Here is a 15,479-nt window from a genome sequence, read left to right on the forward strand (position 1 = left end):
TTGCTTTGGCGCGCTGCTTCTTCTCGTTCTCGATGCGAACATCGATCATCGCGTAGATAGCCGCTTTTTCGCGCTTGGTCATGGCCATCAGCACATGCGGCAGTATGCCGAGCTCGTGGAGGGCGTAGTAAGCGTAATTCGCTTCCCCGTCGCCCTCTTTAATTAGTTTTTTACTTCTTCAGCCAGATCGTTCAGGCTTTGGTTGAAGCCGTTAATTTCCTGTACGCGCTGAACGAGGGACGCATACTCGCCCGGCAGCAGCATTTTGCGCAGCAGGTTTTCGGCGCCTAATGTGCCGTACGATTTTTGCAAATCGGCATCCTTCAAGTTAGGAAACTGAATGCTGCTCACGACGAGCTTGGCGAGGTATTCATCGGTATTGGTTTCCGGTACGAAAACGCCGTTTTTCCCTTTCACCTTGCGGGTGGAGGACTTGCGGCATTCCTCGTTCTCAGCCTCAGTCATGCTGCGCAGCTCCCAAGCCACGGCTTGTCCTTCGGCGTCCTTGAACCGATCGGATACGATAAACGGCTGCGTCGACTCGACTGCCGCATTTTGTGCAAAAAATACGCTTAAATCACCCATTGATAAAGCCTCCATTTCAATCTATGTTAAATTAGCCCAACGAAAGCGCTGTAAAGTGGTCCTGAATATCTACGCCCTCAAAGGTAAACTCGATCTCTTCCTCAAGCGCTTCGCTCTCGGTATCCAGCTTGCCGATGATGACCTTGTTCAAGTTGACCTTATTCAGGACAACCGTTTGCTTGCCTGTCGCAGAGGAGGAATCCTCGTTCATAATGACGATGTCAAAATAAGCATCCACGCCGGTTTTCACGTAATCGAGCATCATTTGGCGGAATTTCGTCGTTACATAATAGATGGTCATCGTCCCTGTACCTGACCAGCCTGTTGCTTTGTGCTGCAAGCCCCGGTGGCCAAGCGTCTTGATTTCCGCCTTTTGCTTCTCGATGCTGGCTTCCAGCGTCTTCACGTAAAACATTTCTTCCTGCGAGTTGTTAATTACCGTAAAAGCCCGGCCTTCGCGGCCCGAAATCGTATCTCCTGCGTTCAAAAATGCCATATTACTTCACCGTCACTTTCATGTATACTTTTTCTACGCTATCTACTGGTTGAATATGAACGTCAATCACAAGGCTATCGGAATCCGTGCCGGCAAGCACCGACAAATCCGCCTGCGAGTCGAAATTTTGAATCGCGCCAAGCGCCTGAATACTATTCAAATACTTCGTGCACTCATTGCGGAATAGACTGCGGCCATCAGCGTTATTATCCACTTTGCCGATATAAAAGGTTTCGAAAATTCGTTTGAAGTCATTAGCAATGCCGTCCAACACGCGAATGACCCGATTTTTCGAGAAGGCCTTTCCTTTTTCGAGCGTATAGCCGGTAAACGTGTTAATATCCTGCTCGACAATGACTCGTCCGCCGCTAACGGTAAACAGAAGCTCACCAGCCTGCAGCGCCGCAACCGTCTGCGAATTCGTATAACGAACATCGGCATCGACTGCCTCCTCATAAGCCTCGTACGTCAGCGATTGATTGATCGCTGCGCCCGCCGTAGCAGCGGCCACCCATACGGTCGCTTTTTGTGCATCGATAACGGTACCGTCCTGCAGTTTCACACCGTTTTTGACGCTAATGACGCCCTCATGGTCCGCAGACGGATAGTTCGCAAGCACAACCTGAATTTTTCGGCCTTCCTCCTCGCGCAAGCGGCGAGCAAAGGCAGCATAGACCGCCTTTAGCGAAGCATCTCCGGATACAAGCGCAACCGTGTTAAAATCCTGCAGCTCGATCTGAGTCAAATAATCGGTGTGGTCCTGATTCGTCACCGTACCGTTAGCGCCGCCTGCAAGGGGAACGCCTGCTGCTGCAGTCAATACCCCTGTACCGCCAAAATCAACATAAGCATTACCGCTCAGTGCTGCTATAGCAGCTACCGACTGCGTATCTACCTCTGCATCAGCAACATAAGTGATGACATCGAACAGCTCAACGTCGTCAACGTTTTGCTTCACGGCAACCTTGATATCATTGCCTCGAACGCCGCCATATTTGGCTGTAAGCGTCAGGCCGCCAATGGTTGCTGCTGCCTTCGTCCCTTCATTAAGACGATATAGAAGCAAGGTTTTGGCTTTCTTGAGCGCTTCACGCACCAGCAAGAGCTCCGGTGTGCTCACTTCATAGCCGAGCAAACCGCTAAGATCATCGCCCGCCTGAATCGCGATCACTGATTTTGATTTTCCCCAATTCAAGGTCAGCGCCGCTGCCACCGTTCCGCGCTCGCCGATGCTGCCCACCGTTTGTTTTTCGCCTACCAGATTAATATATACGCCTGGACGCACCTTATTTTGTGATGTATAAGTTCCTCCTGCCATGTTCTACATGACCTCCTTTTTCAAATAGGCTGTTATCCGAGATAACGCTTGTTCATGAGTGCATCTGTCTTGCTCATCCAATACCGCTGAGAGCACATCCTTCTGTGCTGGCGTATACCGCCTCGCTGCGAGCAATTGCTGCTTGCTGAAGCCTGCCTCTTTCCCAGCATTCTGCCATGCTTTCTGCTTCATCCCATCCATCCTCCGGCTTCCTTCTTCGTTTGAAGCGGCTAACCCGCCTGGCGATCAGCCTTGCCGCCTGCGCACTTTCACCTCAGCACCTACATCACAACCACCTCCTTTCCTTGGCAAAACAAAAGGGACGTTCGGTATAGTCCACCGCTCGTCCCCGGTTATGATCTCTTGCACAATATCATAATATCACGGTTATTTGAGCAAAAACGGACATTAGGCGGACAGAAAGCGGACAACTTCCGCAAGCGCCTTTTGCTTCCATCTTCGAAACGTCCGATCGACGATTCCAAGCTCCGAAGCAACAAACTCTGTAGGCTTTCCTTCTATAAAGCGCAGTCTCAGCAGCCTCGCATAATCGGGCTCATAGGCTTCTAGCGCCTCCAGCGCTTGGTCAACGGTTTGCAGCTGCTTCTCGATATCCTGAAGCTCGCTAATTTTATCGATCACGCCCATGTAGCCTTCGTAGCCTCTGGAGCCGGTACGGGCTTCAAGCACTTTTTCTATCTTTTGCTCCAGCTCTCGCAGCAGACGTTCATCCTCCGGGCTTGCCGCTGCCCGGCTTTTGATGACCTCGCTGAGCTGCGCCCTCGTTCCAAGCGGATATTTGGACAGGTTGGCGTGTGCAGCTGCTTCGATTCGCTGCTCTTGTTCATCTAAGTACATCGATGAGGGCAGCTTGCGCAGCTCCCGGTGCAGCTCCTGCAAATGATCATCCTCGGACATGGTGCTTAATCTAACTCCAGGCCCTACTGAAATTCCCTCAAGCTGTTTCTTTCTCGCCTTTAACCGTTTATAAGCTGTTAATTGGTCAATAATATGCTGTTCCTCTTTCATCGCAATACCCTCCTGTTGGTTATGATTTAAGGTTGAGTATTTAAAATACCGTTCTAATCAAAAAAATATAATGGAGTTCTCGGTATTGACAATACTCTCGAACAAAAATATACTAGCTTTGAAGTATCTAAAATAGCGAATCAACTTTACTGATAAATAGTGATACTGTTCGTCTGATGAATCTCATTGTATTCGGTATTTTAATTACCGTCAAGTATTTTAAATACCAATACTAAAAATGGAGGGTATTTATAATGTCATTAGGAACAAGAATAAAGCAGCTGAGGATAGAGCGCGGGTTAACGCAGCAGGACGTCGCCTCTAAGCTTGAGATGGGCCGGTCAAATTTCGGGCATATCGAGAATGACCGGGTAACGCCAACCAGCGAAGATCTGCAAAAAATGGCCGATATTCTAAATACGACCACAGATTATTTGCTCGGACGCGAGGTTTCTACGGCAACAATACCCGATTGGGCGACGTATAAGGATAAACGGGATTTTAAGAAGCTGCTGGAGGAAGACGGGGAAATTATGTTTGACGGCGTACCGATGAGCGGAGCCGATCGCCAAAGAGTGATGGACGTATTGACAGGCCTGTTCTGGGAAGCTAAGCAAATGAATAAGCACAAAAAAAATACCGAGCCGAAGGATGCGACTCCTGATGATGCCAAAGGGTAGGTGCTGCTATGGATAAAATGATTTTGAAGCTCATCCGCAAATACAAAACCAATGATCCTTTCACCATTGCAGAAGGCCTTGGCATCCATATCCGGTATGCGGATCTCGGCGAAGGCACGCGCGGACTTTACTTCAAAAAGCTGCGAAGGCGATTTATCGTCATCCATGAGACGCTGCCAGACAACTGGCGGCGGTTCGTCTGCGCTCATGAGCTCGGACATGATCGATTGCATCCTGGATTCAACCGTTTTTGGATGGATGAACAATCGTTCTTTAATGTGGGAAAGTATGAGCGGCAAGCGAGCAAATTTGCCGTTCGCCTGTTAACGGCAGGCGATGCCCCTGCTCGCAGCGAGACGCTGGAGCAGCTGCTCACGCGCAACGGCGTGCCTGCGGAGATGCAAAAGTTTTATTTTTGAGATGCTGGCAGTCGTTTCACAATAAAAAAGTCAGGTTCGCCATGAGCGTTCCTTGCTTTTTTTAGCTTACTTTATCGGTTAATCGAGCATCGTTAAACGACCTTAGTAGGTTGATATGTTTAATCATGACATATCATTAAGTACTAGCTGTTTACCTTCCCGTTCTTTTATAGCATCACTAGCAACCGATGAATAGGTCGGGCAAAGGTTTTCAATTGTCTCATTTCACCCAAACTCTCTCCTTCCTAATCTGAATATTTTTGATTGCTCAATACGATGATTTAGATGGAAATTATCCTTCTATTTACGGAAAAATCGGTAGTTTTTAGCATTTAAAAGGAATTTTCCCTGCTAATTTCAGGAATTTGGTTAGAAACCGGCTGATTCTATCAAATTAACGGGATAAATTCCTTCTATTCTATGTCCACTGCTAAAAACGCTATTTTAGCGGGAATAATTCCATCTATTTTATAAAAAAGTTTGTTTGAATGATCCCTTAAACAATCATTGCTCTCGGCGGAAAACCTGACCTCTTATTTCTCCGCATAAGACAAATGATCCGCTAAAAGCAAAAAAGCCCGGACTCCAGAGCAATTGCTGCTCAGGAATCCGGGCTTATTATCTATTCATGGAAGACTGCAGCAGCCTAAATTGCCCAATTGCCGCTGCGGAAGATAGCCTCACTCTTGCCATCCGGGGTGATGCCGTCAATGCTCATGTCCGGCGATCCGATCATAAAATCCTCATGGACGAGGCTTCTATTCGCGCCATGGGAAAGCAATTCCTCTGGCGACATTCCCGTACCTCCCTTGAGATTCACCGGGTATGCTTGGCCTAGAGCCAAGTGACAGGAGGCATTCTCGTCATACAACGTATTAAAGAAAGTCACATTAGAGTTGGAGATGGGGGAGTCATGCGGAACTAATGCTACTTCCCCTAATTGCCGCGCGCCATCATCCGTGTTGAGCAAATTCGAAAGGGCCTCGTAACCCTGTTCCGCGAAATAATCGACGACTTTCCCGTCCTTAAAGGTCAAGGAGAAGCCGTTAATCACCTGGCCGTTATAATTTAATGGCTTGGTGCTGCGAACGGTTCCGTTCACTCCATCCTTCAGAGGCATCGTAAATACCTCCTCCGTGGGCATGTTGGGATTAAACAATACACCCTTCGAATTTGCTTTAGCGCCGCCGAGCCAAATATGATTCTCCGGCAGCTCAATCGTGAGGTCTGTTCCTTGCGCTGTATACTTTAACTGCTTGTAGCGCTTGCCATTGAGCAGCTCGACCATTTGAAGCAGCTTCGCATTATGTTCTTTCCATGCCTGTATCGGATGCTCCAATCCGATCCGGGTAGCGTCAATGATTCGCTCCCAAAGCTTCTGCACCGCTTCTTCTGCCGAAACCTCTGGAAATACCTTTGCTGCCCATTCCGGTGTGGCATAGGAGATAAGAGTCCATGCATTCGTGTGGTTCATTAATGATCCACGGTATCCGCTAAGCGCAGTAGAAGCGACCTTGGATGCCGTAGCCACCCGAGCCGGATCTACGCCGTTCAGCAAATCAGGGTTAGGAGAGTAAATTTGAATAAACGCTGCGCCCTGTTCTACGAATTGCTCCCATGCCTGGGCGCGCCACATCGGATATTCGGTGAAAGCTTCCTCCGGTGCATTTTTGTATTTAATGAGCGAGAGCTCCTCGTCGTTATACTCCACATGCACGTTTTTGGCACCGGCCTCATATGCCTTCAAAGCAATTAGCCTTACAAGTGGTGCAGAACTAATTGGCGCCATTACAACGACGGTCTGTCCTTTCTGTACCGAAACGCCGACATTCACCGCAAGCGATGCATAGTTTTCTAATTGCTGCTGTGTAGGATACATATATGTAAATTCGCCTCCATTTTTTTATATTCGTTGCTTATTTCATTATAATGCTCCTGCTCGCTTAGCTCAAACGAACCTCATATCCAAAAAAGCCCCCGTCCGCTCAACGTTCAAACGGAAGAAGGCTTTGATCCAAACGATGGATTAATAGGGGTTTTCTACCTTCATAATATCCAGAAAAGGGATCTTCGTTACGCTCCCCATATACTCCACATGAACCTTTTTCGTTCTGGAATCGAGCACAGTAATCACGCCTCTTACCTGCTCTTCCGCTGCCCAAACCGTGATCAGCAGCTCCGTTTTTTCCTGCTTGGCCTCCACCAATCGCTCGCCCAGCTCTTCAAGCTCAAACTCATCTCTCGTTGGCCGTTTCGGTCCTTTTGCCATCCTATTCCCCTCCTGCACGATATATGGCAACCCGAATACTCCATAAAAAAAGGGCCCCTCCGCTCCGAGGAGACCCCATCCCTATCTATCTAAGTTACACGAATAACTCTATTATACCATGATGCCAAGGAGTCTGTTAGCTGCGTTTTCGACGTACATAGGACCAGCCTAACAATAACATAGGCAGCAGAAGTCAAACCGTCAAATCAAACATTGACCAGTAGTGCTTGATCATCTCATTATATATGACGATATTAGGCGTGCTAACCACCGAGCCTACCAATAAAATCATCGCGAGCGGAACCGTAAGCATCTTGCTTTCTTTCAACCGAAACAATTGCTCCAGGCTCTTCGTTAGGGCAAAAAAGATCAGCAGCGTTTTAAAATATACCGTAATGATCCACATAAAGGTGAGGATCGCCTCCATCCGTTCGAGAAAATTACCCACCGTAATCTTCTGGGCAAGAATAAAGGTAGGGTAATATTTTGTTTCCATCAGATTCGCACCGAGCACGAGTAAGCATATCAGCACCGTTATGAATAAAAATAGTCCCCCTATGCTAGTGCCAATAAGGAACGGCTTAAGCGGTTTCTTTTCTCCCGATAGATGAGGGACTAGCATCAGAATGACAATCAGCTCCGTAAACGGGATTGCAAAAGCGGTAGGGACCCCTTTTATAATCGGCAGCATCCCGTTAGCCATTATCGGCTGCAGCTTGTCTACTTCAACCTGGGGAATCAGAAGCACAACCATGAATATAAACAACAGCATAAAGAATGGAAAAAGCAGCTCGCCCATGCGGGCAAAGGCTTCAACGCCTAACCGGTATGCGATAATGACGACCGAAATGAATAGGATAAAAATCGCGTTGTTCGGCGTTTCAGGCATTAACTGCGTGGTCATAAACTGGCTCATTTCGCTAGTCAGCGTGATATGAAGATAAACAAAGTACACAATGAATACGATGCTCACCAGGCTGCCAACTGCATTCCCCAGCGATTGCTGTACGAAAGCGATCAGATTGGTCCCCTGCATTCTCATCGCAAGCCAACCGTAAAGCGCACCTACACCAATTCCCATAGCCATACTGATCAACATCGTGATCCATGCATCCTGCTTGGAGGCTGCCGCTATAATCGTCGGAAGGATCAGGATGGAATCGCCGATTGTACATAAAATGATGAGGATCATAAATTGTCTGGCCGAGATTTTACCGTTATCTTTTGAAATGCTCTTGCTCATAATACATTCCCCCTAACCCTAACGCACGATTCAAGACATGATTGGATCAAAAACGGCTTTGATCAGGAGAAAAGGATTCGGTATTTTGGCATGCAAGGTCAGCGCTCCGTACAGCCCCGTACCGATAAGAAGCAGAGCGATGAATAGGAAAATTTCCTTCCTTCTTTTTCGCTTGATCAGTCCCGGCAGCTCCCAGCAAGCAACGCAGACGGCTACGGCTATGACACCAATAAAGGATGACAACGCTTCAGCCTCCTCATTTGATCCATTATTTCATGGTTGAATTGCCTATTGTCCCTATCTTGCGAATATTCACTTTAATATGGTAATGAAGCTTCAACGTCTGAAACCCATCCTCATCCCAATGAGTTCGGAGATTTTTCCATAGGGCAGGATGCTGCCTTTCAACCGCGCTGCCCAATCCGAAAATATCGGACTTTAAGCTTTTCGCCCGTTTTACGGAAGCTTCCGCATTGCTTTTCATCACCTTCTCGACCCGATGCTCTAATGTTTGGATGGCAGCTGGATCGGAGAGATCCACATCTTTGCAGGAACGGTCAACTACATTGGCTTCCGTCTGAAAATAGATATGCGCCTCCGGCATTCCATCCTTCACTTTCATTTCAATACGCGAGTTTGAAGAGGTAATCTCGATTCCCATATATAAGTTCCCGCTGCATCGCAGCTCGACGGACGTACTGTCCAATTTATTCGTTATATCCGTAAAGCCCTTGCTTTCCTTTTCATTAAGCCAGCCGATGAGCTTGTCGTCTTTAAAAGCCGCGATTCCCGTATAGCGGAAGTGGCTGCTTGGAAGAAAGGTTTCCACGTTTTGCTTTTTTTCCGCTAATTGCTGATCGCCAATTACCTGAATGCCCGTGAGCGCGAGCTCCCTCCCATCCTCGGATAAAAAGTCAATTATATCGTCCATCGTCACTGAAACCGTCGGTGCCCAAGAACGCTCGGAGGTTTGCAGGGAACGGAGCATATTTTGAGTAGGCAGCTTCTCCATAGGCGTGAAAATTTTCAAAATATCCTCGGCCTTCATTCCCTTTGCGACAACGACATTAAAATCCATACGTGCTTCATTATCGCGCAGCGTATTATCTAGAAACGAGGAGATGCCCATCCTCGCCAGCTTTTCTCCGATAATAAAAATTTGCATATGGCCAATGTACACCTTCCGTGGCGCTTCCGCTGTTAAGAAACGTGCGGCTTCAAACATCGTTTTGCCTCGGCCTTGATAGAGCGTCCCCGGCGGACGGTCTCCACCTCGCTGCTGGGCGGAAATCTCGCTCGGGTTAACCACCTGAAAGGAAACCAAATATTCGCCATCCTCCCAATCCACCGCAACGCCGAGCACGATTAACAGCTCATTGAGCTCGCGTCTGCTCCAGCAGCCCGTAAGAAGCAGCATGCATAAGGTGATCATTATCGCTTTTTGCAGCATCCCGTACCGCTCCTTTCCCGCTTTCCATCTAGCTCTTTTGCTGTCGGTTGCGGTTGCTTTTTTGCGAACTGCTTGGCCGTTTGAAATAAAGCCACCTCGGCATCCGGATTAGGGCATCCTCCTGCTCAGTTGCAATAAAAGGACTGAGGGGCGCCATATACGGCTCCCCAAAGGAGCGGAGTGAGCATAGATGAAGCAATAAAGTAAACAATCCCATTATGATGCCGAACAACCCAAAGCTAGCCGCCAATCCCATGAATGCAAAGCGAAGGATACGTACTGGAATGGACATGCTGTAGGCAGGCACAGTAAAGGTTGCAATTGCCGTTACCGAAACGACAATAACCATGGCCGCGGATACGATTCCCGCTTCGACAGCAGCTTGTCCGATGACAAGTGTCCCAACAACCGAAACGGCTTGGCCGATGGCTCGGGGCATGCGAAGCCCCGCTTCCCTTAATATCTCAAAGGTTACCTCCATCGCCACCGCTTCAATAAAGGCAGGGAACGGTACTCCCTCCCGCTGGGCAGCAAGACTGATTAACAAGGACGTTGGCAGCATGTCACGGTGAAAAGTCGTAATCGCGATATACAAAGAGGGGAGCAACAGTGAAATAAAGCCGCTAATAAATCTTAAAATGCGGAGCAAGCTCGCATAGACGGCCCTCTGGTAATAGTCCTCGTTCGATTGCACGAAGCTAACGAATTGCGTCGGAACAACAAGAGCGTTTGGCGTGCCATCCACTAATATCGCTACTTTCCCCTCCAGCAGCTGCGATGCAACATTGTCTGGAAGTTCCGTGTTGAATACCGTAGGAAAAACCGAATATTTGGCGTCCTCAATTTGCTCCTCGATATATCCGCCTTCCAGTACGCCATCGATATCGATAGCATTCAATCGCGAGCGGACCTCATTTATGACGGAAGGTTTCGCTATGCCGTTCAAATACATCATGGTCACATCGGTCTTCGTAATACGTCCAATGGCGATGGTCTCCAGCCAGAGCCGCGGGTCCTTGATTTTCCTGCGCACTAGCGAGGTGTTCACACGCAGCGTTTCGGTAAAGCTCTCCCTTGGACCCCGAACCGAGGTCTGGTTGGTGGATTCAGTTACATCGCGACCCTTCCACTGACGAATATCAGCACGATAAGCATGATCGCTCCCATTCAAGAGAATGATGGCTTCACCGGATAACAAGGACTGATAAAGTTTTCCCATTTCATGAACGCTGCGAATCGAGCCTATGCCCGATAACAGCTTTTCAGCCAGCTCCTCTGGCGCTGCTTCGTGCTCGGAATAATCCGACGCGTGATGCATGGAGCGCATTAGAACATCAAAAATAAAAGTATTGATAATAGCCGCATCCGACATCCCATCGATATAAACAACAGCCGCTGCCAGAGCTGTGCTTCCAACGCTTCGGATCTGACGAATGATGACATCGTCGCTGCCGCCCAAATCCTTTAAAATCGTATTTATATTTTGTTCGATGTCCGCAGATAGAAGAACATCCGTCGATATAGGCTGATTCGTTCCATCGGATGCATGCTCAATAGGCTTGGTCATAGGTGATCGTCTCCGGTTCCATTGTCTCTTTCCATTATCACCATCGAAGTTTGCGGTTAAACCCTTGTGACATAGCGGAAGCCATAACAAAAAGAGCTGGCTCGGAAGGAATTATTCCTTCTGTGTCAGCTCCTCCCCGTTCAATTTTCCATATAGAGATTACAATTGCAGTCCCTATAACATCGCATTTTAAATTGGATTACCCCTATAAGTTGAATTTAATTTTTTCGTTTAGATCGCTTTGCGAGTAGACCATTCTTTGGGATCGCGGTTGTAACCAGATTCTTTGATTGACTATGAAATGTAAAGGGAAGCTTCCAGCTATAAAGGCAAACTCTTCGTTTCTCCAGAATGATCTCCTAACGCTGCTTAAACTTCCTTCATTTCTTTCGTTTAACTTACATAGTGCCATTAACTTTTTGGTAGCCCAAATTTGCATCCGCTGAATTGCAGCTACAACACCATTCTAATTCTTCGTATTTGCTTTGTTGTAACTTTTGGGTTCTTTGGGTTCTTTGGGTTCTTTGGGTTCTTTGGGTTCTTTGGGTTCTTTGGGTTCTTTGGGTTCTTTGGGTTCTTTGATTTCTATATCATGCATTTCATCGGCTTAATGACATCTTATGAAAAAGATCCTTGTTCCCCGCTGTTTTCTTTGTCCACCCTATGCATGCGTCTGATCAGGCAACATTGTTGTTTATGACAGCTCTCCATTCGATTTAGCGGGAATTTATCCCTCTATTTCTAAGAAATTTAGGCTTCTGAGGCATTTAGATGGATTTTCTCCCTATAATTCGAGATTATATAATGAAAATAATCTAAAATGCTTGAATTAACAGGAGAAAATCCAGTTATTTCATCTGTCCAAGGAATATCGTTATTTTAGCGGGAGAAATTCCAGTTAAATTGTAACCACTCTCTAATCACTCTTAACGGGCGAAAGGCGCTTATTTCAATAACCACTTAACATTTTTATATCCCACAAAACAATGTTAGATGAACGAAGGAAATCCAGCTAATCATAACCACTCTCATTTCACCCAATAAAACGTAGGAATTTCGCTCATTACATTTCGTTATTTCTATCTCACATGCCGCAAAAAATTACTATATATTAGTGGAGTAAACTCCATTGTAAATAACTCAACAGATGAACCAAAACGCCTTATGTAAGTTATTGAAACACTAGATTAGCTGAGCCTAAGAGATGATGTTACTGTGATGCGAGAAAAACGGTTGGAGGAAATTGGGGGAAACGAAGTGTTCGCCTTCACAGTAAGATTGTGAAGTTAGATACCTAGTACATTTATTGTCAGTTTGTCACTTCAGATGTCTGGCACAATTATCGTTAGATTGTTCCGTTAAATGTCTGCACAATCAAAAAAACCAGCTCCAAAAGTTACTCTAAAGCAGGATCTCCTCGTGCAGTGAACCTAACGTCATATTCCAGATCGATTAATGATTGCTCCGCGCTCCCTCTCCGCTTGAATCCTGCGCTTGTTCTTGAAACAATCAAAAAAAACAAAATCGATTAACGGCTGCTCAGCCATTCACTTCCCTCCGTTTACAGCCAGCGCTTGACCTTAAAACAATTAAAAAACAAAGCAAAAAAAGAGCTGCACAAGCAAGACAAATGTCTCGCTCATGCAGCCCTCTCTATGAAAAATTATGAACGTTTCACACCAACTGTCAAAATCTCGCAAGCGCCAACTGGAACTTGGTAATGTGACTCACCTGCTGGAGCAAGACCGTCGCCCTGCTGCTCGAGCACATCACTCCGATATGCCTGTCCAAGTGACGGTGCAGCCTCGCCAGCCAAGAGCTTAAGCTCCGATGCTGCTGGCTTCATGTTGTACCAGCGAAGAAGGAAGTCGCCTGATTGCTCATTCACCTTCAAGGAGGAGAAGGCTAGGCTGCTGCCTTCCCAGTTGAATAGGGAGCCTGCGGAAGCCAGCTTGCCCTCATGAATGCCGGTTTGTACAACCGTCCAAGGCACTTGGAACTGGTATGCCGATGCATAAGCACCGGATTCAACTCCATCACCGCTATGCGGAAGAATTAACAGGCTAAAGCTTTGCTCGCCTAGGCATTGCGCTTCCGGAGTAGGGAATACGCCCCAGTCGCCAAGCTCTGCTACGGCACGAAGCAGCGTAACCGCAATCGTGTTGCGCCCATCACGCAATACTTCATATTCGTTCAAGCCGAGGTTTGCTACCGTCATCCCCGCTTGCTCGCCGCTCACATCAACAAAAGCCTGCTGATGCTGCGCGTTGCTTGGGTTGATCCATTCTGCTGCCGGTTCGTTATCACGCTGAGCAATTTCGAAGATCGAATCCGCATGATGCACGTTTGCAGCCAAATCCGTTGGGAACAGGACGCGTACGCGGTGATCCTTCGCTTGGTTATTGAAGAAGGATTTCCATTCTACGCCTTGCCCATCACGGCTGAGTCCAATTTCAGTACGGATCGTCAGCGGAACCGTTTGCTCCGTACGCTGCGATTTACGCTCAGGGAAATATACCGCCTCGCGCTTCTCTACTTCAAAATACTCATCAGCCGAAGCTGGCACCGCCCATTCGTGCACGATCTCGAACACTGCATGGTACGCATTGTCCTCTTTCAGACGAATGCTTGCCGGCACGCCTTTCGTCGTTAAGGCCTGCTCGCCTGTAGGCTGCTTGTACATATATTCATTCCCGATATCACCGGTGTTTTCATATATGCCTAGGTCGCGATACACTTGGCCCGTGCGTTTATCCGTGAGCTGGAAAGAGCCATCCTCTGCGAGGTCAACGCGCAGCCATTCATTCTCAAGCGCATGTGCTCCCGCCACGAGCGAAGCTTGCGGCTGGGCAGCCGTTTTCGCATCAAGAACCCAAGCGAATGACGCCAGACCGAGTGCTGCTACCTGCTCTGCTTCGAACGACAAGCGAACTCTGCGGCTCATATAAGGCTGGCGGAACTTGTCATCCGGCAGGTCATAACCGAAATGTAGTCCCATATCATGAACCGAGTGAGCAATCGCCGAACCGTTGCGGTCGACGAGCGTTCTGCCGGTTACATCAATGCCATACATTTTCTGATTCATTTCATTCAGCGTAAAGCCGTCACGGAAATAGATCCGAGCCACATCCAGCTCGACTTCGATTACGCCGCTGCGCTTCCACCCAGTCGTATTGTAAACGACAAACGGAAGGGCATCTCTGCCGTATTGCTCGAACACAGTAGTATCCACCGCAGCCGCAATGGCTGTTTTGCTCTCATCAATAATTGCTTCTGCGATATGGCGACTCTTATCGAAGCGAGTCACCATCTCGCGGTGAACCTCGTCCACGCTGCAGCCGCAAATGCTGTCATGCGGATGGTTCTGCATTAGCGTTTTCCAAGCATACGTAAACAGATGATGCGGATACTCATGACCAAGGGAATAAGCAAGGGAAGCCAGCGGCTCGGCTACCTTCTCCAGCATCGCTTGGCCAAGCTGATTCATTTGCTTCAAGTATACGCGCGCAGAAGCCGTATTCACCAGTGTTGACCAGCCGTCCGTCCGCTGGCTGCGAAGCTCGCCTTTTACGACGGAAAGCTCTCGAGTTAGCGAATCATTGACCGAAGCCAAATAATCCTTGAAATTGGAATGTACAAATTCCGTATCCGGGAATAAACGTCTTGCCGTATCAAGCGCCTCGGACAAATCCTGCTGGATCGGCTGATGATCGCAGCCATTCATAAACAGCAGCTGGCCGGTAGCCGCGTATTTCTCTGCCTCGGCAAGCTTGCGCTCCCAATATTCCTTGGCAGCCGCTTCTTCCGTCGGCACTTCCATTCCGTTGCAGTACCAGTTGGCGAACAATACGCCGAGCACGCGCGAGCCATCCGGGCCTTCCCAGATCAGCTCGGAGAAGGACGATTCATAATCCGAATCCGCAACCGTGTTGTTGAAGCCTGTCGGCTTCACGCCTCGGCCGAACACAGCATTATCAATGCCCGCTTGCTTCAAAATTTGCGGCGCTTGGCCGATATTTCCGAATGTATCCGGGAAATAACCAACCTTCGCAATGGTGCCGTAACGGCTCGCATCCTGATGGCCAATTTGCAGATTGCGAATATTCGCTTCGCTGCTGGTCAGGAACGCATCCTGCAATATATACCAAGGCCCGATTGGAATGCGGCCCTCTTTAATGTAACGCTCCAGGCGCTCCCGGTTTTCGGGACGAACCTGCAAATAATCTTCCAAAATGATGGTCTGGCCATCCAAATAGAAGCTTTTGAAATTGGGATCGGTATCGAGTGTATGAAGCAGCGTATCCATCAATTTTACGAGCAGGACGTGATGCTTCTCATATGGTAAATACCATTCGCGGTCCCAGTGGGTATGCGAGATGATATGAGCGGTTCTCTTTTGGGTCATCGTTGTACACCTCTTCTT

The 15,479-nt window shown here is 48.0% G+C and carries 14 protein-coding genes; 2 read left to right on the top strand and 12 right to left on the bottom strand.

The features are described 5' to 3' along the window. Positions 1 to 162: 162 nt before the first annotated feature. From FJQ58_RS09385 to FJQ58_RS09405, 5 genes are all read right to left on the bottom strand, one after another. The gene (locus FJQ58_RS09385; RefSeq protein WP_139992640.1) at positions 163 to 585 is read right to left on the bottom strand and encodes a phage tail assembly chaperone; all 423 of its coding nucleotides are present in this window, start codon (positions 583 to 585) and stop codon (positions 163 to 165) included. A gap of 31 nt (positions 586 to 616) precedes the next feature. Further along, a complete protein-coding gene (locus tag FJQ58_RS09390; protein WP_139992642.1) occupies positions 617 to 1,081 on the bottom strand; it encodes a phage tail tube protein in 465 nt (154 codons plus the stop codon). Position 1,082: 1 nt separating this feature from the next. After that, positions 1,083 to 2,399 carry a phage tail sheath family protein gene (locus FJQ58_RS09395; RefSeq protein WP_139992644.1) on the bottom strand — a complete coding sequence of 439 codons (1,317 nt, stop codon included), beginning with the start codon at positions 2,397 to 2,399 and terminating at the stop codon, positions 1,083 to 1,085. Positions 2,400 to 2,402: 3 nt separating this feature from the next. Further along, the gene (locus tag FJQ58_RS09400) at positions 2,403 to 2,591 is read right to left on the bottom strand and encodes a hypothetical protein (RefSeq protein ID WP_139992646.1); all 189 of its coding nucleotides are present in this window, start codon (positions 2,589 to 2,591) and stop codon (positions 2,403 to 2,405) included. A 216-nt stretch (positions 2,592 to 2,807) separates the two neighbouring features. Further along, the gene (locus FJQ58_RS09405) at positions 2,808 to 3,428 is read right to left on the bottom strand and encodes an ECF-type sigma factor (protein WP_139992648.1); all 621 of its coding nucleotides are present in this window, start codon (positions 3,426 to 3,428) and stop codon (positions 2,808 to 2,810) included. A gap of 254 nt (positions 3,429 to 3,682) precedes the next feature. Between FJQ58_RS09405 and FJQ58_RS09410 the strand changes: the two genes are divergently transcribed. Beyond that, the gene (locus FJQ58_RS09410; protein ID WP_139992650.1) at positions 3,683 to 4,108 is read left to right on the top strand and encodes a helix-turn-helix domain-containing protein; all 426 of its coding nucleotides are present in this window, start codon (positions 3,683 to 3,685) and stop codon (positions 4,106 to 4,108) included. Positions 4,109 to 4,116: 8 nt separating this feature from the next. Continuing rightward, entirely contained in the window at positions 4,117 to 4,527 is a 411-nt protein-coding gene (locus tag FJQ58_RS09415; protein WP_139992652.1) for an ImmA/IrrE family metallo-endopeptidase, read from the top strand. 646 nt (positions 4,528 to 5,173) lie between these two features. Here the strand turns inward: FJQ58_RS09415 and FJQ58_RS09420 are convergent. From FJQ58_RS09420 to FJQ58_RS09450, 7 genes are all read right to left on the bottom strand, one after another. Then, positions 5,174 to 6,406, bottom strand: a complete 1,233-nt coding sequence (locus FJQ58_RS09420) for an aminopeptidase (RefSeq protein ID WP_139992654.1) — start codon at positions 6,404 to 6,406, stop codon at positions 5,174 to 5,176. Between the two features lie 147 nt (positions 6,407 to 6,553). Next, the gene (locus FJQ58_RS09425; protein WP_139992656.1) at positions 6,554 to 6,796 is read right to left on the bottom strand and encodes a YolD-like family protein; all 243 of its coding nucleotides are present in this window, start codon (positions 6,794 to 6,796) and stop codon (positions 6,554 to 6,556) included. Between the two features lie 193 nt (positions 6,797 to 6,989). Further along, positions 6,990 to 8,039: a GerAB/ArcD/ProY family transporter gene (locus FJQ58_RS09430; RefSeq protein WP_139992658.1), complete on the bottom strand. Its 1,050-nt coding sequence runs from the start codon at positions 8,037 to 8,039 to the stop codon at positions 6,990 to 6,992. Positions 8,040 to 8,069: 30 nt separating this feature from the next. After that, positions 8,070 to 8,282 carry a hypothetical protein gene (locus tag FJQ58_RS09435; RefSeq protein WP_139992660.1) on the bottom strand — a complete coding sequence of 71 codons (213 nt, stop codon included), beginning with the start codon at positions 8,280 to 8,282 and terminating at the stop codon, positions 8,070 to 8,072. A 25-nt stretch (positions 8,283 to 8,307) separates the two neighbouring features. Further along, entirely contained in the window at positions 8,308 to 9,489 is a 1,182-nt protein-coding gene (locus FJQ58_RS09440; protein ID WP_139992662.1) for a Ger(x)C family spore germination protein, read from the bottom strand. A gap of 28 nt (positions 9,490 to 9,517) precedes the next feature. Continuing rightward, complete coding sequence (locus tag FJQ58_RS09445; RefSeq protein WP_139992664.1) at positions 9,518 to 11,056, bottom strand: spore germination protein; 1,539 nt, start codon at positions 11,054 to 11,056, stop codon at positions 9,518 to 9,520. A gap of 1,663 nt (positions 11,057 to 12,719) precedes the next feature. Beyond that, entirely contained in the window at positions 12,720 to 15,461 is a 2,742-nt protein-coding gene (locus FJQ58_RS09450; protein ID WP_139992666.1) for an alpha-mannosidase, read from the bottom strand. Positions 15,462 to 15,479 lie beyond the last annotated feature (18 nt).

The organism is Paenibacillus paridis (assembly GCF_006345825.1).
Classification (GTDB): Bacteria; Bacillota; Bacilli; order Paenibacillales; family Paenibacillaceae; genus Pristimantibacillus; species Pristimantibacillus paridis.

What these genes read in the sequence shown, in the direction of transcription:
- FJQ58_RS09430 (WP_139992658.1), bottom strand. Translation starts at nt 8,039, where the DNA reads ATGAGCAAGAGCATTTCAAAAGATAACGGTAAAATCTCGGCCAGACAA.
- FJQ58_RS09420 (WP_139992654.1), bottom strand. Translation starts at nt 6,406, where the DNA reads ATGTATCCTACACAGCAGCAATTAGAAAACTATGCATCGCTTGCGGTG.
- FJQ58_RS09385 (WP_139992640.1), bottom strand. Translation starts at nt 585, where the DNA reads ATGGGTGATTTAAGCGTATTTTTTGCACAAAATGCGGCAGTCGAGTCG.
- FJQ58_RS09440 (WP_139992662.1), bottom strand. Translation starts at nt 9,489, where the DNA reads ATGCTGCAAAAAGCGATAATGATCACCTTATGCATGCTGCTTCTTACG.
- FJQ58_RS09400 (WP_139992646.1), bottom strand. Translation starts at nt 2,591, where the DNA reads ATGAAGCAGAAAGCATGGCAGAATGCTGGGAAAGAGGCAGGCTTCAGC.
- FJQ58_RS09450 (WP_139992666.1), bottom strand. Translation starts at nt 15,461, where the DNA reads ATGACCCAAAAGAGAACCGCTCATATCATCTCGCATACCCACTGGGAC.
- FJQ58_RS09395 (WP_139992644.1), bottom strand. Translation starts at nt 2,399, where the DNA reads ATGGCAGGAGGAACTTATACATCACAAAATAAGGTGCGTCCAGGCGTA.
- FJQ58_RS09415 (WP_139992652.1), top strand. Translation starts at nt 4,117, where the DNA reads ATGGATAAAATGATTTTGAAGCTCATCCGCAAATACAAAACCAATGAT.
- FJQ58_RS09445 (WP_139992664.1), bottom strand. Translation starts at nt 11,056, where the DNA reads ATGACCAAGCCTATTGAGCATGCATCCGATGGAACGAATCAGCCTATA.
- FJQ58_RS09410 (WP_139992650.1), top strand. Translation starts at nt 3,683, where the DNA reads ATGTCATTAGGAACAAGAATAAAGCAGCTGAGGATAGAGCGCGGGTTA.
- FJQ58_RS09405 (WP_139992648.1), bottom strand. Translation starts at nt 3,428, where the DNA reads ATGAAAGAGGAACAGCATATTATTGACCAATTAACAGCTTATAAACGG.
- FJQ58_RS09390 (WP_139992642.1), bottom strand. Translation starts at nt 1,081, where the DNA reads ATGGCATTTTTGAACGCAGGAGATACGATTTCGGGCCGCGAAGGCCGG.
- FJQ58_RS09425 (WP_139992656.1), bottom strand. Translation starts at nt 6,796, where the DNA reads ATGGCAAAAGGACCGAAACGGCCAACGAGAGATGAGTTTGAGCTTGAA.